The 20,848-nt window shown below is 60.8% G+C and carries 20 protein-coding genes, 2 tRNA genes and 1 pseudogene; 13 read left to right on the top strand and 10 right to left on the bottom strand.

The annotated features are described in order from the left end of the window. Nucleotides 1–182 (top strand): annotated as a pseudogene (locus MJ639_RS12795) (calcium-binding protein); the annotation flags it as partial. 143 nt (nt 183–325) lie between these two features. After that, entirely contained in the window at nt 326–823 is a 498-nt protein-coding gene (locus tag MJ639_RS12790; RefSeq protein ID WP_243373217.1) for a GAF domain-containing protein, read from the top strand. A 47-nt stretch (nt 824–870) separates the two neighbouring features. On the opposite strand, the gene MJ639_RS12785 is transcribed toward MJ639_RS12790, so the two are convergent. Further along, complete coding sequence (locus MJ639_RS12785) at nt 871–2,544, bottom strand: M10 family metallopeptidase (protein ID WP_243373215.1); 1,674 nt, start codon at nt 2,542–2,544, stop codon at nt 871–873. Nucleotides 2,545–3,293: 749 nt separating this feature from the next. Here MJ639_RS12785 and MJ639_RS12780 point away from each other — a divergent pair. Further along, complete coding sequence (locus MJ639_RS12780) at nt 3,294–4,334, top strand: D-glucuronyl C5-epimerase family protein (RefSeq protein ID WP_243373213.1); 1,041 nt, start codon at nt 3,294–3,296, stop codon at nt 4,332–4,334. Between the two features lie 309 nt (nt 4,335–4,643). Here MJ639_RS12780 and MJ639_RS12775 read toward each other — a convergent pair. After that, a tRNA-Thr gene (locus MJ639_RS12775) sits at nt 4,644–4,718 on the bottom strand. A 65-nt stretch (nt 4,719–4,783) separates the two neighbouring features. Further along, nucleotides 4,784–6,010 carry a 5-aminolevulinate synthase gene (gene hemA / locus MJ639_RS12770; protein ID WP_243373211.1) on the bottom strand — a complete coding sequence of 409 codons (1,227 nt, stop codon included), beginning with the start codon at nt 6,008–6,010 and terminating at the stop codon, nt 4,784–4,786. A gap of 388 nt (nt 6,011–6,398) precedes the next feature. Here hemA and murA point away from each other — a divergent pair, with 388 nt between their 5' ends. After that, nucleotides 6,399–7,688, top strand: coding sequence for a UDP-N-acetylglucosamine 1-carboxyvinyltransferase (gene murA, locus MJ639_RS12765; protein ID WP_243373208.1), 1,290 nt, complete (start codon nt 6,399–6,401; stop codon nt 7,686–7,688). 40 nt (nt 7,689–7,728) lie between these two features. Here murA and MJ639_RS12760 read toward each other — a convergent pair whose 3' ends face one another. Then, nucleotides 7,729–8,085 carry a hypothetical protein gene (locus tag MJ639_RS12760; protein WP_243373196.1) on the bottom strand — a complete coding sequence of 119 codons (357 nt, stop codon included), beginning with the start codon at nt 8,083–8,085 and terminating at the stop codon, nt 7,729–7,731. Nucleotides 8,086–8,214: 129 nt separating this feature from the next. On the opposite strand from MJ639_RS12760, the gene MJ639_RS12755 reads away from it, so the two are divergent. The 4 genes from MJ639_RS12755 to MJ639_RS12740 are packed head-to-tail and all read left to right on the top strand — an operon-like array spanning nt 8,215 to nt 10,933. Then, nucleotides 8,215–8,652, top strand: coding sequence for a DUF2948 family protein (locus tag MJ639_RS12755; RefSeq protein WP_243373194.1), 438 nt, complete (start codon nt 8,215–8,217; stop codon nt 8,650–8,652). 2 nt (nt 8,653–8,654) lie between these two features. Then, entirely contained in the window at nt 8,655–9,944 is a 1,290-nt protein-coding gene (gene hisD / locus MJ639_RS12750) for a histidinol dehydrogenase (RefSeq protein WP_243373272.1), read from the top strand. A 17-nt stretch (nt 9,945–9,961) separates the two neighbouring features. Next, entirely contained in the window at nt 9,962–10,447 is a 486-nt protein-coding gene (locus MJ639_RS12745; RefSeq protein ID WP_243373191.1) for a UPF0262 family protein, read from the top strand. A 3-nt stretch (nt 10,448–10,450) separates the two neighbouring features. Continuing rightward, nucleotides 10,451–10,933 carry an arsenate-mycothiol transferase ArsC gene (locus tag MJ639_RS12740; protein WP_341482661.1) on the top strand — a complete coding sequence of 161 codons (483 nt, stop codon included), beginning with the start codon at nt 10,451–10,453 and terminating at the stop codon, nt 10,931–10,933. Here MJ639_RS12740 and MJ639_RS12735 read toward each other — a convergent pair. From MJ639_RS12735 to MJ639_RS12725, 3 genes are all read right to left on the bottom strand, one after another. Next, nucleotides 10,898–11,221, bottom strand: coding sequence for an AzlD family protein (locus tag MJ639_RS12735; protein WP_243373189.1), 324 nt, complete (start codon nt 11,219–11,221; stop codon nt 10,898–10,900). The two genes, MJ639_RS12740 and MJ639_RS12735, sit on opposite strands and share 36 nt — an antisense overlap. After that, nucleotides 11,218–11,919: an AzlC family ABC transporter permease gene (locus MJ639_RS12730; RefSeq protein WP_243373180.1), complete on the bottom strand. Its 702-nt coding sequence runs from the start codon at nt 11,917–11,919 to the stop codon at nt 11,218–11,220. The genes MJ639_RS12735 and MJ639_RS12730 overlap by 4 nt, the downstream gene beginning before the upstream one ends. 79 nt (nt 11,920–11,998) lie before the next feature. Then, a complete protein-coding gene (locus MJ639_RS12725; protein ID WP_243373178.1) occupies nt 11,999–12,667 on the bottom strand; it encodes a TerC family protein in 669 nt (222 codons plus the stop codon). A 446-nt stretch (nt 12,668–13,113) separates the two neighbouring features. On the opposite strand from MJ639_RS12725, the gene MJ639_RS12720 reads away from it, so the two are divergent. The 4 genes from MJ639_RS12720 (at nt 13,114) to MJ639_RS12705 (ending at nt 16,526) form a co-directional block, all read left to right on the top strand. Further along, on the top strand, nt 13,114–13,788 hold the full coding sequence (locus MJ639_RS12720; RefSeq protein ID WP_243373176.1) for a tripartite tricarboxylate transporter TctB family protein: 675 nt from the start codon (nt 13,114–13,116) through the stop codon (nt 13,786–13,788). Further along, complete coding sequence (locus tag MJ639_RS12715; RefSeq protein ID WP_243373174.1) at nt 13,788–15,290, top strand: tripartite tricarboxylate transporter permease; 1,503 nt, start codon at nt 13,788–13,790, stop codon at nt 15,288–15,290. The genes MJ639_RS12720 and MJ639_RS12715 overlap by 1 nt, the downstream gene beginning before the upstream one ends. A 62-nt stretch (nt 15,291–15,352) precedes the next feature. Further along, entirely contained in the window at nt 15,353–16,327 is a 975-nt protein-coding gene (locus MJ639_RS12710) for a tripartite tricarboxylate transporter substrate-binding protein (RefSeq protein WP_243373172.1), read from the top strand. A 122-nt stretch (nt 16,328–16,449) separates the two neighbouring features. Further along, nucleotides 16,450–16,526 (top strand) — tRNA-His (locus tag MJ639_RS12705). Between the two features lie 69 nt (nt 16,527–16,595). Here the strand turns inward: MJ639_RS12705 and MJ639_RS12700 are convergent. Next, nucleotides 16,596–16,895 (bottom strand): hypothetical protein, encoded by a 300-nt coding sequence (locus MJ639_RS12700; RefSeq protein WP_243373170.1) that lies wholly within the window; start codon nt 16,893–16,895, stop codon nt 16,596–16,598. A 146-nt stretch (nt 16,896–17,041) separates the two neighbouring features. Next, nucleotides 17,042–17,305, bottom strand: a complete 264-nt coding sequence (locus tag MJ639_RS12695) for a hypothetical protein (RefSeq protein ID WP_243373168.1) — start codon at nt 17,303–17,305, stop codon at nt 17,042–17,044. Between the two features lie 268 nt (nt 17,306–17,573). Between MJ639_RS12695 and MJ639_RS12690 the strand changes: the two genes are divergently transcribed. After that, nucleotides 17,574–17,810, top strand: coding sequence for a hypothetical protein (locus MJ639_RS12690; RefSeq protein ID WP_243373160.1), 237 nt, complete (start codon nt 17,574–17,576; stop codon nt 17,808–17,810). On the opposite strand, the gene MJ639_RS12685 is transcribed toward MJ639_RS12690, so the two are convergent. After that, nucleotides 17,799–20,720, bottom strand: coding sequence for a GGDEF and EAL domain-containing protein (locus MJ639_RS12685; RefSeq protein ID WP_279306613.1), 2,922 nt, complete (start codon nt 20,718–20,720; stop codon nt 17,799–17,801). The two genes, MJ639_RS12690 and MJ639_RS12685, sit on opposite strands and share 12 nt — an antisense overlap. Between the last annotated feature and the right edge of the window lie 128 nt (nt 20,721–20,848).

The raw sequence follows: 20,848 nt of genomic DNA, 5'->3' as shown, positions 1-20,848 counted from the left end.
TCAGCAAGTCGTTCTTCACCGTCGGCGCTAAGGCGGCCGATAAGGACGACTTCGTTGGCTACAACAAGCTGACGGGCGACGTATGGTACGATGCCAACGGCAACAAAGCCGGCGGTCAGGTCGTCTTCGCCAATGTCGGCAAGAACAAGGGCCTCACAAACCTCGACTTCGTCGTCATCTAACGAAGACAAGCTCCAAACCGCGGCAAGGGCTCTCCATTGTGGAGAGCCCTTGCTCTTATCTGGGCGTCCGGAGCCTTCCGGCCCTGGTGCCGCAGTTCGGGGAAGGGCTGGACAAGGGAGGGGGCTGCCCATAAGTGAAGCCTATGTTCGAAGCAAAACCCCTCCCATTCTCAGCCAGCAAGCATGAGCTTTATGCCTCGCTTGCTCAGCAGCTCGCAGCTCTTCTGGAAGGCGAGCCCGATGCCATCGCCAATGCGGCCAACATGTCAGCTCTGATCTATCAGATGCTTCCCGACCTGAACTGGGCCGGATTCTATTTCATGCGGGGCGATGGTTTGGTGCTTGGACCGTTCCAAGGCAAGACGGCCTGCGTGCGGATCGCAGTCGGGCGTGGCGTGTGCGGCACCGCTGTCGAACGCAAGGCATCCATCGTCGTGCCGGACGTCCATGATTTTCCAGGCCATATTGCCTGCGATAGCGCCTCGCGCTCGGAGCTCGTGGTGCCACTTATCAAAAACGGCACGGTTCTCGGCGTGCTCGACCTCGACAGCCCGAATCCCAACCGGTTCGACGAAGAGGACCGGAAGGGATGCGAAAGCCTCGTGGAGATTTATCTCAAGGCTTCCGATTTCACCGGCTGATTGTGCACGAGGCGGCGATCAGACATCGCTGCCTCGTGCGCTCATGATCAGAGATAGAAGGCGCTTTTCGCAAGGGTCGTATAGCCGAAGACTGCGATTTGGAAATCGGCAATCGAGTCACCGTTCACATCGCCCAGCACCACACCTTCTAAACAGCGCAGCTCGCCGGCCTTTCCGGAGAAGTCCGTCATGAAGATGTAGGTGAAGGCCTGGTCGCCTGCTGTGCCCGTATCGGCATCGATGGCGCGAAGGTCGATACGGTCGTAGCGGCTACTGAAATCCCGGATAGTGTCGATCTCCGTAATGCCGGTTTCGGCGAAGACGAAGACATCGGATCCGGATCCGCCCGTCATGGTATCTTGCCCGGCGTTTCCATAGAGCATGTCGTTACCCGCTCCGCCATCCAGGACATCGTTGCCGCCGCGCGCATAGATTTTATCGTTGCCCGCGCCACCCTTGATGATGTTGTTGCCGCCGTTTCCGCGTATGGTGTCGGAATAGGCGCTGCCGATGACGCCTTCCACTTCGTAAATGGTGTCGCCTAGGGCAGCGCCGCCGTTCTTGGATGAGCGCATGAGGTCGATGGAGACGGCGGATTTCGCATCTGAATAGCTGACACAGTCCGTCCCCCAACCACCGTAGAGAGCATCCTTACCGAGGCCCCCGTTGAGGATGTCGTTGCCCGAGTAGCCATAAAGCTTATCGTTGCCGGCATTGCCGAATAGGCTGTTGCGAGCCGTGTTGCCTTTGATGATGTCGCTGCCCGAACCGCCCTTGGCGTTCTCGATCAGCGAGCGAGGGTCGCCATTGAAAAGAAGCGCATTGGCGATATTGCCGATGGCCTTCTTCGTGCCGCTCAAATTCAGCTTGGCGAGCTGCTCGGAGGCGGTCTTTGTCCATTGTCCAGGCCGCAGATCGACCTGCACGGCGGTGGTGTACTTCGACAGATCGTAGGTGTCGGTGCCGCCGCCATCCCAGATGGTGAGGAAGATCTGGTTGCCGCCGGGCGCGCCCTGACCCTTGCCGCTGATGTACATCTCGCCCGTTTTAGGGTTCCAGGAATAGGTGGTGTTGCCGCTGTTGGTCGAATAGCGAGCGCCATACATGTGCTGAAGCGCGGCGATGTCGTACATCATCAGCGATTGCGCGAAGCCCCAAGTCTCGTTGGTGTAGCCACTGACACTGGAGGCTCCCACATGCGAGCGATAGGTCATGACCGTGTATTCCATCGAGTCACGGGCATAGGGCATGGCGCCGTCTTCATGGGCGTGCTTGAGGCCCAGCGCATGTCCGAGCTCGTGCAGGAAGGTCGCATAGGCGTAATTGCCCTTGCGAGGAGCGTCGTAATCACCGTCGGAATTGTTGAACCAGAGATCGCCGCCATGATCGGCGATGCTTGGATAATAGGCCCAGGCCGTCGATGGAGCATCGGACTTGGCGAAGCGCAAAACCGCATGCGTGGAGGATGTCTCCGTGACTTCCTTGAAGTATAGATTGGCGACCGAAGCATATTGCTTCAGAGCAATCCTCGCCGTTGCCTTCTGCACGGAGTTGAGTGTCTCGAAGGCATCTGTCGGCTCGCCATAGCCGTAATAGCGCCCGTAATAGGACGAGGAACTCGGGAAGCTGAAGGTCAGGCTGTTCGTTTCCCATTTGCTGCCGCTCAGCAGGGCGTCGATACAGGCATCTCCCGTGGAAGTGACGAAGTCGATGTCGGGCATGGCATTCTGGCTTTCGGCGAGGAAGTCTTAAGACGGGATCGGCGTTGCTTCACCGAATCGGGGTTGGTGGGCGGATGCTAACGGCTCAGCCTGTCGGAAACCTTGCCGCCAAGTGGTGCTGACGGGCAGAAGAGAGCCGCCGGATGACGGTTTCGCTTTACCGATCTAGACGACACCCCTTGAAGGGCTGTCATCCAATGCATATGCAATGTTAATACGATACAAATCCTAGTACTGGCTAGATCAATATGCGCAGAAAATTGGGAGAAGCGGCACAATGCCTCCGCAGATCTTATCCGAAACAAGATTTGTCTCGTCTTAAGAGGACATAGGAGTTGGTGAAGCCTCTCGTCTTTCGGCTACCGAGTTCCATCAGTCTCTGTAGGCTGCAATTGGCTACTTAGTGCCAAGTCGCTCATATATAGCGGTAATTACGCAGCGTGGACTTCTCAATCCAGTCCTGCAGCAGGCGGATACCATACTGCTATGATGCGCTGGGATGGAGAACGGCGAACCCAAATTGCCGCCATCGCTGACATATCTAAAGCCTGTTCTCGCATGGGCGAGAAGGATGGAGGCTGATATCCTCTATAACCTCAAAAGAATCGTATGCTTCGCCCAGGCGGCCTATCCCCTTTGTAAGGGAGCACGGACGATTGCCCCAGCCCTCCCGTCAACCCCTCTGATGCAAGGGAATAGCCGGATCGGCCCACCTATGGTAATCCCTAATAAAACAAAAAGGGGCAATCATGGCTTGGAAAAGAACACTGCTTGTAGTGGCGGCTTCGTCCTGCTTGACGTTAGCTGTCGTGGCTGGGACTCTCTGGGCCTATCCAACCGCCATGAAATCCTCTGCTATCGAGGTGCGATCAATCGATGACCTGAGACCATATGCTATCCCCGGAGCAGGCGAGTTCCTGTTTAGGAATTATCGCATTGCCAAGACCTATTCCGATGCAGATGACAGGCTTGTGCCACCTGCCTCTTGGGAGCCTCGTCCGATCAACAACAATTTGGATGATCTTCTCCCCGATCCTTGGCCGGCAGCCTATATCGAGGTCTATAAACAGCGGTTTAACCCGAGCTCGTTCTTCACCAATGCGGTGATGCTGTGCAATTATGCCGCCACCCATCCAGAGAGCAGGATGAGTGTTAAGCCTTTCCTCGATGCGCTGATGGACCGGCTTCTTATGTTCTCCAGTGCAGAGGGAGATGCTCTTTTCGTCCGGTATGATTTCCCGTTCCAGGCTCCGGCCAAGCGAATGCTCGAGCGCGGTTGGGTGAGTGGGATCGGCAACGGCTTCGCTCTTCGCGGGCTGATGCACATTTACAACTGCACGAAAGACCAACGGGCGCTTGAGCTGGCGGATAAGTATGCCAATGCCTTCAAGATCATCAATACGGGGACCAAGCAAGGGCCGTGGTTCAGCTATGTGGATGGCTTCGGTTTCCTCTGGTTCGATGAGTACCCGTATGGAGAGGGAAGCCCAAGCTATGTCCTAAATGGGCAGATTTACACCATTATCGGCCTGCTAAGTTATTACAGGAACCGTCCCGAGAGATGGGTTTTGCGTATGGTGCAGGGCGGGATTACGACTGTTCGAGAGTATGCTCATCTCTACCGCCGCGCGGGCAAGGTCAACCGCTATGCCCTGAGCGACTGGAAGAAAGTTGATTATGCACCTTCCCGCACCCCCAAACAGCAGCTGCAGCTTTATCAGATCTCGGGAGACCCCTATTTCAAGGCAATGGCAGAGGCGTTTGAGCGGGATATGGGGAAGGCGGATTAAGGCTTCTGATCCCTACCCATCAACCGCCTCTGATCGTCCATGATGGGTGCCCCCATCATCCGCTTGCGGAGCTTCCTCGGAAAGATTGATCAGCGGTTCAGGCTCGCCGCTATCTAGGGCAGGGGCAGCTAGAAGACTCGCATTTTCCAGCATGGATGAACCAATCCGGCCTATCGCTACGGTCACGCAATCATCAGTTCCCGGATTTTCCGAGTCGAATGGGGATGTTCCCGTGAAGCTCTGCTTGATCCTGCCGGATGAAAGGAAGTTCTTGAGGGTCTCGAACCCTTGTGGCGTAAGGATTTGGGATGGTGCTGCCAGAGAGGATCGAACTCTCGACCTCTCCCTTACCAAGGGAGTGCTCTACCACTGAGCTACGGCAGCCCGCCAACGAGCAGGGCCGCTTACTGCCACAGCCCGGCCCGGTGCGCAAGATTGGAATCGATCTTTTATTCGGCAGCTTGTGCTTTTTGCCCCAGGGGAAGCTTCAAGGCGCCCCAAACCTCCACGAGAGCAGCGCCGAGAGCGTTGATCAGGGCGTCGCTGTGGAAAGGACCGGGAGTGATGCGCAGGCGTTCCGTGCCGCGGGGCACGGTGGGATAGTTGATCGGCTGGATATAGATTCCGTGCTTCTCCAGCAGGCGGTCGGAGGCCGCCTTGCAGGCTTCCGCGTCGCCGACCATCACCGGCACGATATGGGTCACCGTGTCCATCACCGGCAGTCCCAGCCCGTTCAGCACCTGCTTGGTGCGTGCGGCCTGCCGCTGCTGCATCTCCCGCTCCTTGGACGAGGCCTTCAGGTGGCGAATCGATGCCGTCGCGGCCGCGGCCACGCCCGGGGGGAGGGCGGTGGTGAAGATGAAGCCCGGCGCAAAGCTGCGCACGGCATCCATCACGGCCTTGGTGCCGGTGAGATACCCGCCCATGACGCCGAAAGCCTTGCCGAGGGTGCCCTCGATCACGTCGATCCGGTGCATGGCGCCCTCGCGCTCGGCGATGCCGCCGCCGCGCGGGCCGTACATGCCCACCGCATGGACCTCGTCGAGATAGGTCATGGCGCCGTAGCGCTCGGCGAGATCGCAGATGGCATGGATGGGAGAGATGTCCCCGTCCATGGAATAGACGCTCTCGAACACGATGAGCTTGGGCCGGTCGCCGGCGGTCTGAAGCAGCTCTTCCAGATGCTCGAGGTCGTTATGGCGGAAAATCACCTTGTCGCAGCCCGACTGGCGCACGCCCTCGATCATGGAATTGTGGTTGAGGGCGTCCGAGAGGATCAGACAATTGGGGATCAGCTTGGCCAGCGTCGAGATGCCGGTCTGATTCGAAACATAGCCCGAGGTGAAGACGAGGGCCGCCTCCTTGCCATGAAGGTCGGCGAGCTCGGCTTCCAGCTCCACGATGGGATGGCTGGTGCCGGAAATGTTGCGGGTCCCTCCGGCGCCGGTGCCGAGCCGCCAAGCAGCCTCGACCATGGCGCGGGTCACATCCCGGTTCTGGCCCATGCCGAGATAATCGTTGGAGCACCAGACCGTGATGGGCTTAGGGCCCTCAGGGCTGTGCCAGATGGCATGGGGGAACTGGCCTGCCTTGCGCTCGATATCGGCAAAAACACGGTAACGGCGCTCCGCCTGAAGGCGGTCGAGGGCAGACGTGAAGAAATCCTGATAGTTCATCATCTCACCGGGTGGGCAACGCAATGCCCGGGGATTTACTCATTCATTATGCCAGACCACCTTGATCCTGGTCAAAGCCGGTCTTCGATATTGCGGTTGAGGGCGCTTCGCGAAGCCTTTATTGGGAAAGGCGACGATGGGTCGCGTGAACCATGACTGACGCAAAATCGCAAGACAAGGCCGAGCGGCTTAAGGCGGCCTTAAAGGAAAATCTGAGAAAACGGAAGGCTCAGGCCAGGGGCCGGCTTCAGGCTGCGAAAGCGGCTGGAACCGAAACCGAGGGCGTGCGTTCGGACACTTCGTCCGACCGCGACAAGCCGTCGGACTAGCCTATAATGCTCAGGGCGCTCATAGCATAAGCCCACAAGTTCAAGAGGAATACAGTTACATGGACCGCATTCGCATCCGGGGCGGCGCGCCTCTCAACGGATTGATCCCGATTTCCGGCGCCAAGAATGCGGCCCTGCCTCTCATGATCGCGAGCCTGCTCACGGATGAGACGCTGGAGCTTGGCAACGTGCCGCGGCTCGCGGACATCTCCTCGCTCCTGCGCATCATGAGCAATTTCGGCGTGGATCATTCCATTGCCGGCCGTCGGCCCGGCCAGTCCTCCGAGACGGGCCAGACAATCCGGCTGACATCCAAGAATATCATCGATACCTGCGCGCCTTACGAGCTGGTCTCCACCATGCGCGCCAGCTTCTGGGTCATTGCTCCACTGGTGGCCCGCTTCGGCCATGCCAAGGTGTCCATGCCCGGCGGCTGCGCCATCGGCACCCGTCCGGTGGACCTGCTCATCATGGCCCTCGCCAAGCTCGGCGCTGCCATCGAGATCGAGGCCGGCTATGTGGTCGCCACCGCTCCCAAGGGGCTGCGTGGCGCCGAGATCGACTTTGGAAAAGTAACCGTGGGCGGCACCCACGTGGCCCTGATGGCCGCGACGCTCGCCCAGGGCAGCAGCGTCATCCGCAATGCCGCCCGCGAGCCCGAGGTGGTGGATCTGGCCGAATGCCTCATCAAGATGGGCGCCAAGATCTCAGGACACGGCACCTCCGAGATCGTGGTGGAGGGCGTCGCCAAGCTCAATGGCGCGTCCCATGACGTGATGCCCGACCGTATCGAGACCGGCACCTATGCCATGGCAGTGGCCATGACCGGTGGCGATCTGGTGCTAGAGAACACCCGTCCCGAATATCTTCAGGCTGCCCTCGACGTATTGGGTCAGTCCGGAGCTGAAGTGTCCCCGACCCATAGCGGCATCCGCATCCGCCGCAACGGCAACGGCATCCAGGCCGTGGACGTGACAACCGATCCGTTTCCGGGCTTCCCGACGGACCTGCAGGCTCAGTTCATGGCTCTCATGACCCGCGCCAGCGGCACGTCGCGCATCCGCGAGACGATCTTCGAGAACCGGTTCATGCACGTGCAGGAACTGGCGCGCCTCGGCGCCCAGATCCGCCTCGACGGCGATTGCGCCTATGTGGACGGTGTTCCGACTCTGAAGGGCGCGCCGGTCATGGCTACCGATCTTCGCGCCTCGGTGTCCCTGGTGATTGCCGGCCTCGTGGCCGATGGCGAGACCACCATCAACCGCGTCTATCACCTGGATCGCGGCTTCGAGGCCCTGGAGGCCAAGCTCGCCCGCTGCGGTGCCGAGATCGAGCGTATCCGCGGCTGATCGAGGCGGAGGCTCTAAGCCTCCGCTCCCAAATATTTGCTCAGTAACCGATGTTTCCGCGCTTCATGCCGAAGCCGGGAATATCGCAGCGGCAGCCGACGCCGATCCGGAAGGGTTGCGGGTATTCGCAGCTTCCCCGGGAAGTCACGCAGACATGGCCGTACCCGGACGCCGCACGGCGGGTCTCATAGCGAGGCCTTTCGTAGCGGGGCCGCTCGTAACGGTACACGCGCCGCTCTTCATAGGGTTGAGGGCGGTAGCCGTAGCCCGGGCTCTCGTATTCGTAATAGCGGGGAGCAGGGCGCCGCTCCTCGTAATAGGGATTGCCATAATATTGGGCGGCCGCCGGGGCCGCGAAGGCCAGAGCCGCCAGGGCTGAGAGCATGAGACGTTTCATTCGGCACATCCTTCCGTTGATTTAGGCCATCATAGCCTTTCAAAGCTGAACCCAGACTTAAGCGGAAAGGTTGCGCGAAGCCGGGTGGCTCTCTACCTAAACATTAAAGTTCAACATAGGTTTAGGCTCATGGACCTCCTGAGACTCGTTGCGTTCGATCCGGAAGATCTTGCCGTCATTTCCGCCCATTTGCAGGATTCGCTGCTGCGGATCGGCGATATCGCCTATCTCCCCAAGGAACGCCGCTTCGCCATCCAGACACGCCGCTACGATTGGGAGGCCGCCACGCCCCAGCGCCGGCTGACCTGCATGCATTTCGAGCATGTGAAGGCGGTGCGCGTGCGCGGCATCGACCAGTCCAACAAGGACGCGGTTCTTAACCTTCTTGCTATTGCGTTCGAGCAGGGCGATGCGCCTTCCGGCACTGCCACCTTGATCTTTGCCGAAGGCGGAGCCATCCAGGTGGACCTGGAGTGCATCGAAATGCAGATGAAAGACATCGGCCCGGTCTGGGCTGCCGAAAGCCGCCCCGTCCACGAGGATCAGCCGCAGTCGGAGCGCCTGTGATGGTGCAACGGCTCGACGCGCGGGACGCCTCGTTCCCGATGGCCTTCTCCGCCTTGCTCTCGGCCAAGCGCGAGGTGTCGGAGGATGTGGATCAGGCGGTGCGCGCTATCATCGAAGATGTGGTGGCCAAGGGCGACGAGGCTCTCATCGACTACACTTATCGCTTCGACGGATTGGCGCTCCAGCCCGAGACGCTGAGGATCTCCGACGCGGAAATCGATGCGGCCGAAGCCCAGTGCCCGAAGGAAGCGCTCGATGCGCTCGCCCTCGCGAAGCAGCGCATCGAGGCCTATCACCGCGCGCAGCGCCCTGAAGATTCGATGACAACGGATGCTCTCGGCGTCACCCTCGGCTGGCGCTGGACGGCCATCGAATCCGTGGGCCTCTACGTTCCCGGCGGACGCGCGAGCTATCCGTCCTCCGTGCTCATGAACGCCGTGCCCGCGAAGGTCGCGGGCGTGCCACGCATCGCGATGGTGGTGCCGACCCCGCGCGGCGAGACCAACCCGCTCGTGCTTGCCGCCGCGCGCCTTGCCGGCGTCGACGAGGTGTTTCGCATCGGCGGCGCGCAGGCTGTCGCGGCCCTGGCCTACGGCACACATTGCGTGAAGCCCGTCGCCAAGATCGTTGGTCCCGGCAATGCCTATGTGGCCGCCGCCAAGCGCCGCGTGTTCGGGCAGGTGGGCATCGACATGATCGCGGGCCCCTCCGAGGTTCTGGTCCTCGCCGATTCCCACGCCAATCCCGATTGGATCGCCGCCGATCTTCTGGCGCAGGCCGAGCACGATCCCGCAGCGCAATCGATCCTGATCACCGACAGCGCCTCGCTTGCCGATGCGGTCGAGAAGGCGGTCGAGCGTCAGCTCAAGACCCTGCCGAAGGCGGAAATCGCGAGCGCGAGCTGGCGCGATTACGGCGCGATCATTCTCATCGACAAGCTCGAAAACGCCATTCCGCTCGTCGACCGCCTGGCGCCCGAGCATCTCGAGATCGAAACCGAGAATGCGGAGGAGCTGGCGGGACAAGTGCGCAATGCGGGCGCCATCTTCCTCGGCAGCCATACGCCGGAAGCCATCGGCGATTATGTGGGCGGGCCGAACCATGTTCTGCCCACCGCGCGCTCCGCCCGGTTCTCCTCCGGCCTCGGGGTGCTTGACTTCATGAAGCGAACCTCGATCCTGAAGTGCGATCCGGGCGCCCTGAGGGCGCTCGGCCCCGCAGCTATCGCGCTGGGGCGGTCTGAGGGATTGGAAGGGCATGCACGGTCCGTGGCGATCCGCCTGAACCTGTGAGGCCTGTTGGAGGGGGGATGTCGAGCAAAACGAAGGAGCGGTGCCGCCTGGTGGCGGTCACCCTCGACGAGGCATCCATCGGACGCGGCAATCCCGATCAGGAACATGAGCGGGCCATCGCGATCTACGACATCCTCGAAGACAACAGTTTCGCGCTGCCGAACTATGACGGCGGCCCCTATGTTTTGCGTATCTCGCTGATCGAGAAGAAGCTCTGCCTGGAGGTTTCCGCGCAGGATGGGGCGCCTCTCGTCTCACATCACTTGTCGCTGACGCCATTCAGAAAAGTCATTCGTGACTACGACATGATCTGCGAGAGCTATTATCAGGCGATCCGCTCCGCTTCGCCCGCGCAGATCGAAGCCATCGACATGGGGCGGCGCGGCCTGCACAACGAGGCGGCGGAAATCCTTCGCCAGCGTCTCGACGGAAAGCTCGACGTGGATTTCGACACGGCGCGGCGCCTGTTCACGTTGATCTTCGCCCTTCACTGGAAAGGCTGACGCGTGGAGAACGCGCGCGAGAAGCGGATCCATTCGGTTCTGTTCGTCTGCGCGATGAACGCGGTGCGCTCGCCCATGGCCGAGGCGATTGCGCGCCACTATTTCGGCAAGTCCATCTATGTGCAATCCGCCGGCGTGCGCAAAAGCGAGCCGGATGGCTTCATGGTATCGACGCTTTCCGAAATCGGCATCGACGCCGCCAAGCACAAGCCGCGCACGCTGGAAGAGCTGGAAGAGTGGGAGGGATTGAACTTCGATCTCATCATCACCCTCTCGCCGGAGGCGCATCACGCCGCGCTCGAACTCACGCGCACAATCGCGGCGGATGTCGAATATTGGCCCACGCCCGATCCGACGATCACGCAGGGCTCGCGCGATCAGATGTTGGACGCCTATCGCAACATCCGCGACGGACTGATCTATCGCATCCGCGTGCGCCTCAAGCAGGGCTCACAGAAGAGCCCTGATGATGGAGAGGGTGCCTAAGCCCGCCGCAAGGCCGAGAAGATCGATGCGCGTTGTCGCCATCACCGCGATGGCCGCGCCGAGCGCGACGATGGCGGGCCAGCCGTTGTCGAGGGCGACAGGCAAGATCGTGGCAAGAATGATCGAGCCCGGCAGCGCGCGAAGCCCGCGCTCGACGCGCGGCGTAATGCGCACATGACTCATCAGCACGACGCCGCCGATGCGGCACAGGAAGGTGACGAGCGTCATCGCCGCAATGGCGAGAGCCGCGCCCCAGGGACTCGCAATGAAGCTGCTCATGTCGCTCATTCGATCAGCATCCCTGCAATCACGCCCGCAAGCGCGCCCGCGACGATGTAGCCGTAGCCGGGCAAAAGAGCATGCGTGATGTAGGAGACGAGGCCGGCCACGATCCAGGGCAGGGCGGTGCGCGGTCCTTTCCAGAGCGGCACCAGCATGACACTGAAGAAGATCGGCATCACGAGATCGAGCCCGAAGGTTCTCGGCTCCGGCACGAGTGCCCCCGCGAAGAAGCCGACGATCGTCGCGAATTGCCAGACGAGCCAGAGAATGAGCCCCGCGCCGAGAAGCACGCCCACATCGCGGCCGCCCTCGTTGTAATAGCGCGTGCCGATGAGCCAGCCCGCTTCCGTGATGAGGAAGAGATTGAGCGCACTGCGTGGGATGGGCTCGTAGCGCAGCCAGGGCTGGAGTGTCGCGCCGAGCAGGATCATGCGCGAATTCACGACAGCGGTGACGGTCATGATGGTGAGGATCGTGGTGGGTGTCCAAGCCTTCTGCCAGATCTCGAGCCCGACCATCTGAGAAGCGCCCGCATAGACGAAGGCGGAAAGCCCCATGGCTTCAAAAAGCGTCAGCCCTTTCTGGGCTGCGGCCGTGCCGAACGCGACGGCGAACATGATGAAGCCGGGAAATGCTGGCAACGACGCACGCGCGCCGTAGCGGAGACCGGCCAGAGAAAAGAAAGGGCGGGGAGAGGAGGACATGAGCGATATGCTCTCTGCCTTCCCGCATTCCCGCCGTCAATGGTGACAATGGTCGGACATGGGCCGACCATCGCGTTCCTTAAGCCAGGAAGCTCGTCACGTAGGGCGCTACTTCCACATAGCCTTCGTAGATCATCTTGAGAGCCACATAGAGAATGATTGCCAGACCCACATAGGCGATCCAGCGATAGCGCTGGAGCAGGCGGGCGATGTAGGAGGCGGCAACGCCCATCAGGGCGATGGAGAGGAGAAGGCCGAAGGCGAGGATGTAGGGATGCTCGCGCGCCGCGCCCGCGACGGCGAGCACGTTGTCGAGCGACATCGACACGTCGGCGATAATGATCTGCCAGGCGGCCTGGGCAAAGGTCTTGCGCGGCGCGCCGCCGGCAATGGTGCCGTCCGCGTTGAGGTCTTTGCCTTCAAGTGCTTCCTCAGCGGCTTCTTCCTGCTCATGGGTCGTGCGCAGCTCGCGCCACATCTTCCAGCACACCCAGAGCAGCAGAATGCCACCGGCGAGAAGCAGGCCGACGATCGCCAGAAGCTGCGTCGTGATGAGGGCGAAGACGATACGCAGGCCGGTTGCCGCGAGAACGCCGAGGAGAATGGCCTTGTTGCGTTGTTCCTTGGGCAGGCCGGCGGCGGCAAGGCCGATGACGATAGCGTTGTCGCCGGCAAGTGCCAGGTCGATGCCAACCACCATCAGGAAGGCGACCACTTCCGGGCCGAAGAATTGGGAGAGTTCAAACATGCGTTGTCTCGTTGTCGGTTGAGGAGCAGCGCATGTGATACCCTCGAGGAGACGCTTGTCCCGCATCGGCGGGGCCGGAAGACCGGCCCTGGCTGAGGATGCGGGCTAAACGTCTGCTTGAACGAATCCAGGCCACCCTGGTTCATCCAGTCCGACATCGCCGCCCAACGAGTTGAGCGACCAGAGGGGCCCGGCCTGGCTAGCGCGAACATCTAGACAACCTGAGGCGGTCGATCAAGTCGTTCCGCTCAAGCTTCCCATGAGGCGCCTGTGCCATATAAGGATTCTCCTCAGGCTTCGTTCCACATCGGGAACGAGAGGCATGCCCTGTTGAGAAGGCCTTCGCCTAAAGAGGCGGATGCTTGATCCCGGATTTTGCCTTAGGCCACATTGGCAATGAACGAGAAACAAGGTGCTCCCAAGCGCCTGTCGGGAGGTTTTCCTTCATGTCCATTCCTCACGAAAATCAGGGGGCGGCCTCCCGTCGAGGGGCGGTCCGGGCCCCGCAGAGCCTCGCAGGCGGCCTTTTTCTGATCGCGCTCGCCGCCTTGGCCCTGTGGCTCACGAAGGACCTCGACCAGGGACGGCTGAATGCCATGGGCCCCGCCATGCTGCCCCGCTGGCTTGCCGTCGGCGTGGCCCTTTCGGGCCTCGCGCTCATCGTTCTCGCCTTCATCAAGGATGGTGATCTGCTGGAGCGCTGGAGCATCCGCGGTCCCTTCTTCATCATCGTGGCGATCCTGTCATTCGCTTTGACGATCCGTGGCTATGCTTCCGGATCTGTCGCTATTCCCGGTCTCGGTCTCATGTTCGCAGGACCGCTGGCCATCGTCATAGGTGGCTTCGCGACGCCCGATGCACGCTTCAGAGAGCTTCTGATCCTCGCGCTCGCGCTGACGCCCGGTTGCATGATCATGTTCGGCGACAGCGCGCTGCTCAATCTGCCGATCCCGATGTTCCCGCAGGCCTTGGCCGGTGTCTTCCCGGCGGGCTGGTCGCAGAATGCGATCCTGCGCACCATCGCAGCCATCATGGCGATTGCTGCTCTCCTTGTTTTCTTCACGACCCGCGGCTCCCGCCGCACGACGGTCGATGTCGCCGACCATAGCGGGAGGATCTGATGGGCGATCTGTTTTCCAATCTCGGCCTAGGATTTTCCGTCGCCTTCTCGGTCCAGAATATTCTCTCGGCTTTCATCGGCTGCCTCGTCGGCACGCTGATCGGCGTGCTGCCGGGCGTCGGCCCCATCGCCACCATCGCGATGCTGCTGCCGATCACCTTCAGCCTCGATCCGACCGGCGCGCTCATCATGCTCGCCGGCATCTATTACGGCGCGCAATATGGCGGATCGACCACGGCGATCCTCGTGAATATCCCAGGTGAGGCGACATCAGTGGTCACCGCGCTTGACGGTCACCAGATGGCGCGCCAAGGCCGCGCCGGTATCGCGCTCGGCGTGGCTGCCATCGGCTCGTTCTTCGCGGGCACGGTTGCGACTCTCGTGATCGCCGCGCTCGGCAAGCCGCTCACCGGTCTCGCCCTACTCTTCGGCCCGACCGAGTATTTCGCGCTCATGGTCATGGGCCTTGTGTTCGCGGTGGTGCTCGCGCGTGGCTCGATCCTTAAGGCGATTGCCATGATCCTTTTGGGCGTGCTGCTTTCCACCGTCGGTCTCGATCTCGAGACGGGCGAGGAGCGCATGACCTTCGGTCTCGCCTTCCTCTCCGACGGCATCGATTTTGCAGTGCTGGCCATGGGCGTTTTCGGCATTGCCGAGATCATGCGCAATCTCGATCACACCGAGCATCGCGACGTGGTGCGCCAGGCGATTGGCCGTCTCTTGCCGAACAAGGACGATTTCAAGCAGGCCTACAAGCCCGCCATTCGCGGCACGCTCATCGGCGCCGTTCTCGGCATCCTGCCCGGCAACGGCGCGGTGCTCGGGCCGTTCGCGTCGTATACGCTGGAGAAGAAGCTCGCGAAGGATCCACGCCGCTTCGGACGCGGCGCCATCGAGGGTGTGGCGGGTCCTGAATCCGCCAACAATGCTGGCGCGCAGACCTCGTTCATTCCGCTGCTAACGTTGGGCATTCCGCCGAATGCGGTGATGGCGCTGATGGTTGGTGCCATGACGATCCACGGCATCATTCCCGGCCCGCAGGTGATGACGAAAAACCCGGACCTGTTCTGGGGCATGATCGCCTCCATGTGGATCGGCAATCTCATGCTGCTCGTCATCAACCTGCCGTTGGTGGGCTTGTGGGTGCGATTGCTCAAGGTGCCTTATCGCCTGCTGTTCCCCGCGATCCTGATGTTCTGCTGCATCGGCATCTACTCCATCAACTCGCTGCCGACGGACGTGATGTTCATCGCCCTCTTCGGCTTCGTGGGTTACATGCTGATCAAGTTCGGCTTCGAGCCCGCGCCCATGCTGCTCGGCTTCGTGCTCGGCAAGCTGATGGAAGAGAACCTGCGCCGTGCGCTCATCCTCTCGCGCGGCTCGCTCGAGACCTTCATCGAGCGTCCGGTCAGCGCGGGTCTTCTCGCCGTCGCGGCCATCCTGCTCATCATCGCGCTGCTCCCCTCCATACGAAAGGGGAGGGACGAGGTGTTCACCGAGTAGCTTGCAATCGGGACGCTGCTGCCCACAATGTAAGCGCATAACTTTCCTAGGGAGGAAGATTGATGAAGAAGATTGCTCTGGCCTTCGCCGCCGTCGCTGGATTGGCTGCAACGGGCGCACAGGCTCAGAATTTCCCATCGCGTCCGATCACCATGATCGTGCCGTTCGCGGCCGGCGGCCCGACGGACGTCGTGGCCCGCATCGTTACCGACCACATGTCCCGCACGCTCGGTCAACAGATCGTGATCGAGAACGTGGCGGGCGCCGGCGGCACCACGGGCATCACCCGCGCCGCCCAGTCGCAGCCCGACGGCTACACCATCATGATGGGCCACATGGGCACGCACGGCGCTGCTCCCGCCCTCTATCCCAACCTCAAATACGATCCGACGAAGGATTTCGCCGCCATCGGCATGGCCGCAGGCACACCCATCGTCATCGTGGCCAAGAAGGACTTCCCGGCCAACGACCTGAAGGGCTTCCTCGACTACATGAAGACCAACGGCGAGAAGGTGAACATGGCCCATGCGGGCGTGGGCTCGGTCTCCCACTCGACGGGCATCCTGTTCAATTCGATCATCAAGGCGAAGCCCACCATGGTGGCCTATCGCGGCACGGGCCCGGCCCTGAACGATCTCATGGCCAATACGGTCGATTACATGACCGACCAGATCGTCAACGTGGCTCCGCAGATCCAGGGTGGCAACATCAAGGCCTTTGCCATTGCCACTCCTGAGCGTTCGCCTGTTCTGCCGAACGTGCCGACGACCAAGGAAGCCGGCCTCGGCGATTATCAGGTCAGCGCCTGGAACGCCGTGTTTGCCCCGAAGGGCACACCCCCGGATGTGGTGAAGAAGCTCAACGAGGCTCTCGTGAAGTCCCTCGATGACGAGAACACCAAGAAGCGCCTGCTGGAGCTGGGCGGCGTCCTGCCGAGCGCCGAGGAGAAGACCCCCGAAGGCCTCCAGAAGCTCGTCAACAGCGAAGTGGCCCGCTGGACCCCGGTCCTCAAGGCCGCCGGTGCGACCGCCGAATAAGGCTTTTCGAGCCTAACCCCTTGAAGCGGCGGGCCATTTGGTCCGCCGTTTTCATTTCTGGGCCTGGCGATGCAAAGAAGCCTTGAAATTGATCGCAGGCGCGATTACACCCTGCCTCACGTGCAGCCGTAGCTCAGTTGGTTAGAGCACCAGATTGTGGATCTGGGGGTCCCCCGTTCGAGCCGGGGCGGCTGTACCATTCCCAACGGTGGGAAGAGGGAGGTCAGAGGCGGGTGCCCTGGCCTTTTTTTATTGGCTGAATGCGCTCTTAGCGGGCTGCCGTCATGCCGGCTGCTTCCGGGACGGGGCTCTTGGTCAGGATCATCCGGTCGCCGTTGCGCTCGCAGGAAACCGTGACGAACCCGTCCTCCGCATTGATCCGCACCGTCGTCTTGTCGCCGTTATCGACAAGGCGGACCGGCGCTTCATCCATCTCCTGTGCTGTCTCGGCAATGATGGCCAGGCAGTCGGAATAGGGCATCGACGCGATCCGGGTGTTCGCTTCCTGGGCATGTGCGGACAGAAGTCCGAAAGAGCTCAGCAGAACGGTCAAGATCAGGCGTCGCATTGCTTCATCCTCTCACTCTCGGAAGATCACCACGCCCGAGGTCGTGCGGCTGTGTCGTATCGCACATGAAGGCAACGAGCCTCGGGTGGAAGCCGTTCCTGGATGTCGATGTCGCAGGATGAAAAGCCTTTGCCGTTAAAGAAGGCTTAGCCGCTTGACTCCTTTAGGCGAGCCGACATCTCGCGGCCGCGTTTTTCCGCTGTTTCCAAAGCCTGAGCGATCAGATGGCGCATCTGCTGCGCTGCTGTTGAATCCTGCTTGTCGATCTGCGCGAGAATTTTCTCCGCTTCCATTTCGTGGCGTTGATCGGGCATGCGCGAGGCTCCTTCGAAGGGATGGCTTTGTCTTTCAAACAGCCAAGGATGACGCGCGGTTCCTGGATGTGAAAATGTGCCTGCAAGCTTGGCCATGCGGCATCTTGAGCCTTGCGCCGATGATGCAAATGTAAGAAGGTACCATTTATTGAAGCCCGCAAATCACCAGAACGGGCTCGGCTGCGGAGCAAGCTCCAGGCTGCCGACATTGATCCATTGCATGCCTTCGCTGATCGGGATCCTTGTTCCGCTCAGCACCACATTCACTGACGTTCCATTCCATTATCGTGGGGATCTCGGTCCCCTTATTTCAGAGTCTTCGCGTTCAGCCATGATTCATCCCAAGAAAGTCAGGGGTGGCCCCATGAAAGTTGGCGGACCAGATCCCTTACAGGAAGCACTCGAACTGCGTGCGCATATCAGAGGCCTTCAGGCCCTGCTCGAATTTCAGCGCTGGCAGATTGAGGTGCTCAATGACAGGCTCTACGCCGCGCAATCCGGCGGCACGGCCGCGCGTCGTCTCCTCGCTCTCAAGAAGAGCGAGGAAGAGGAGGCGCGCCTGCGTCGCAGAAATGCTTCCCGCACGGCGCTAGCGACGTAGCTTCCGCTCTTTCAGTGGCAGGGTGTCGAGCTCCGGGATGTTCAGCTCGCTGACGTCCCAGTTCTTGATCAGATCCGGGATCTGCGTGCTCGGATTTGCTCCGCCGAACAGGAAGCCTTGGCCTAGATCGCAGCCTTGCGCGCGCAGGAAGTTTGCCTGGATCGCCGTTTCCACGCCCTCGGCCACGGTAGTGATGCCGAGGCTCTTCCCGAGATTGAGGACGGCGTGAAGGATCGCCGGATCGTCAGGGTTGCTGGCGAGATCATGCACGAAGGTGCGGTCGATCTTGATGATGTCCACCGGGAACTGCTTGAGGTGCGAGAGCGAGGCATAGCCCGTGCCAAAATCGTCGAGAGCAATCTTCACGCCCTCGCGGCTCAAGGTGCGCAAAGCCTTCTCGACGGACTCGGCGCCTCGGCCGAGGAAGACTGTCTCGGTCACTTCGATCTCGAGGCAGCGGTTGGGGATATTTCCTGCGCGAAGGCGCTCGAGGATCCTGTCGGCAAATTCCGGATCGCGGAATTCCGCGGCCGAGGCGTTGATCGCCACGTGGCCGAAAGCGACGCCCTCCTGCAGCCAGCGGCGCATGTCCTCGAAAACCATGTCATGCATCTGCTTGCTGAGAGCAACCGAGAGAAGCGGGTCGTCGAAGGCGGCTTGGATGCTTGCGGGAAGCTCGATGCCTGCACGCGTGTTGCGCCATCTCAAAAGCGCCTCGAAGCCTGCGAGTTCGCCGGAATTCAGATACACCTTGGGCTGGTAGAAAGGCTCGATGCTGCGCGCATCGATCGCGCCGCGCGCGTTGTTGCGCATCTCGGCTTTCCTCTGCGCCTCGGTTCGCATGGAGGGCTCGAAGATCATCACCCGGTTTCGACCCATCGCCTTTGCGGTGTAGAGCGCAATGTCGGCCTGCTTGAGCAGATCGGGCGCCTCTTGCGCATGGTCTGGCCAGATGCTGGCACCGACACTCGCACGGCAATCGAGCATGCGCCCCGTATAGGGAAGGGGCCTTTGCAGCTGTTCGAGGATCGGTGTGATGAGCGCCTTGATGTCCTGTTCGTCACCGATGTCGGGAAGGATGATGGCAAACTCGTCGCCACCGTTGCGGGCGACCGTGTCGGTGGGGCGGACGGCGGCGCTGAGCCGGTTGGCCACCGCCTGCAACACGGCATCGCCCGCGTCGTGCCCGAGGCTGTCATTGACCTCCTTCAGGTGATCGACATCGAGGATCATCAGGCCGACCTTGCGGCCTGACTTTGCCGATTGCTCGAGAGCCTTGGCGAGACGGATCTGGAAGAGCGCGCGGTTGGGAAGACGTGTCAGCGGGTCGTGATGCGCCGCCCAAGTAATCTTGTCCTCCGCCTCCTTCTGCGCGGTGACATCACTGATGATGCCTTCGAGGAAAGCCGGCTCTCCCGACGCATCGAGAATGCATTGTCCGCGATCGGCAACCCAGCGGATGTCGCCCGAACGGTTCCTGATCCGATACACGACGTGGAAGGACTCCCGCTTCGCGATGCTGTCGAGAACGGCATTCTCGACCGCCTGAAGATCGTCCGGATGGATGATTTCGCCCCAGCTGATCTTCTTCTCGATGAAGTCGGGTGATGGGTATCCGCTCAGAGCCTCCGCGCCTTCGCTCATGAAGGTAAAGGGCCATGGTGCTGCGATATCGCACTGATAGACGAGGTCCGGCAGATTATCGATGAGCGTTGCGAGCTGGCGCTTGCTTTCGAGAAGTTCAGCCTCTGCCTGCAGGCGATCCGTCAGATCGCGGGAGACGCCGATCACGCCGACGATCTCGCCATTCTGCCACCAGGGCACCTTCACGGTTTGAAACCGTCGTGGGTGTCCCCAGATGGGGATGACCTCATCGATGGTGACCGGCTCGCCGGAGAACAGCACCCTGTGATCCGATTGAGGATGGACCTCGGTTGCGTCGGACGCAAAGAACTCCTTGTCGAGCGTTCCTTCGACCGGTCCGCAGGCCTGCGTGAGCTGGCGGTTCGCGAAGACGAAACGTCCTTTTCGGTCCTTTACAAAGATCAGATCCTGAATGCTGTCGATGACGACTTGCAGCAGGTCCTTGCTCTCACGTGCCGTCTCTTCCGCTTTCTTGCGGGCATTGATGTCCTCGGCCACGGTGATGACCGAGACTGGTTTTCCGGTTTCATCGCGCACGAAGGTCACCGTCACGGCGCACCACACAAGCGATCCGTCGGGACGGACATAGCGCTTCTCGATCTGGAATGGCTCGCCCGTTGCGAGATGCCGCTTGAACACGGCCAGATTTTCCTGGAGGTCTTCCTCATAGGTGAAAGCCGCAATCGGCAGGCCATCCAGCTCTTCCCTGGTACGGCCCAGGAGGTCGCAATATCGCTGGTTGATCATCAGCACACGGCTGTTCAAATCGCGATGCATGATCCCGACCATGGTCTGGCTGAAGACCGTGGCGAGTTGCTGCTCCCTGAGCTGTAATGCTTCCGCCGCAGCATGCCGATCATTGATATTGCGGAAGATGACCATGAGGCCATTGTCCACCGGCGTGGCATGCACCTCGTACCAAGCCGAGAGAGGCTCGAAGTAGGCTTCGAAAATCCGCGTTTCGCGTTCGTCTACGGCGCGGCGATAATTCGCTTCGAAGATGGTGCCGACGATTTTCGGAAACCTGTCCCAGATGCAAGCTCCCAAAACATCGGATTTGACCTTCAGTTCCGTGGCCCCGCGGGTGTTGAAGAATGTGAAGCGCCAATCGCTGTCGAGAAAGAACACGCAATCCGACGTGCTCTCTGCAAACGCGTGTGTATATCTCGAGAGATCAAAAGCATCTGCCTGCTTTTCTTGCAGGTGTGATAGCTCGCCTGGGTTCGGAAGACGCCGGCGTAACCATGATAGGCCCCAGAGACGCATAACGGCACTCTTGATCTTTGCTCACTGCATTCGCGTTGGGTGCGCTACTCTGCTTATGTAATTTGCGCTGCGATATCGCGAGCTGAACAATGTTATATTTCGAATTTTAGAATAAGCGGCTTCATTGC

The sequence above is a fragment of the Microvirga solisilvae genome, assembly GCF_022808595.1.
Taxonomy (GTDB): Bacteria; Pseudomonadota; Alphaproteobacteria; order Rhizobiales; family Beijerinckiaceae; genus Microvirga; species Microvirga solisilvae.
This window is presented reverse-complemented; position numbering and strand designations above follow the sequence as displayed.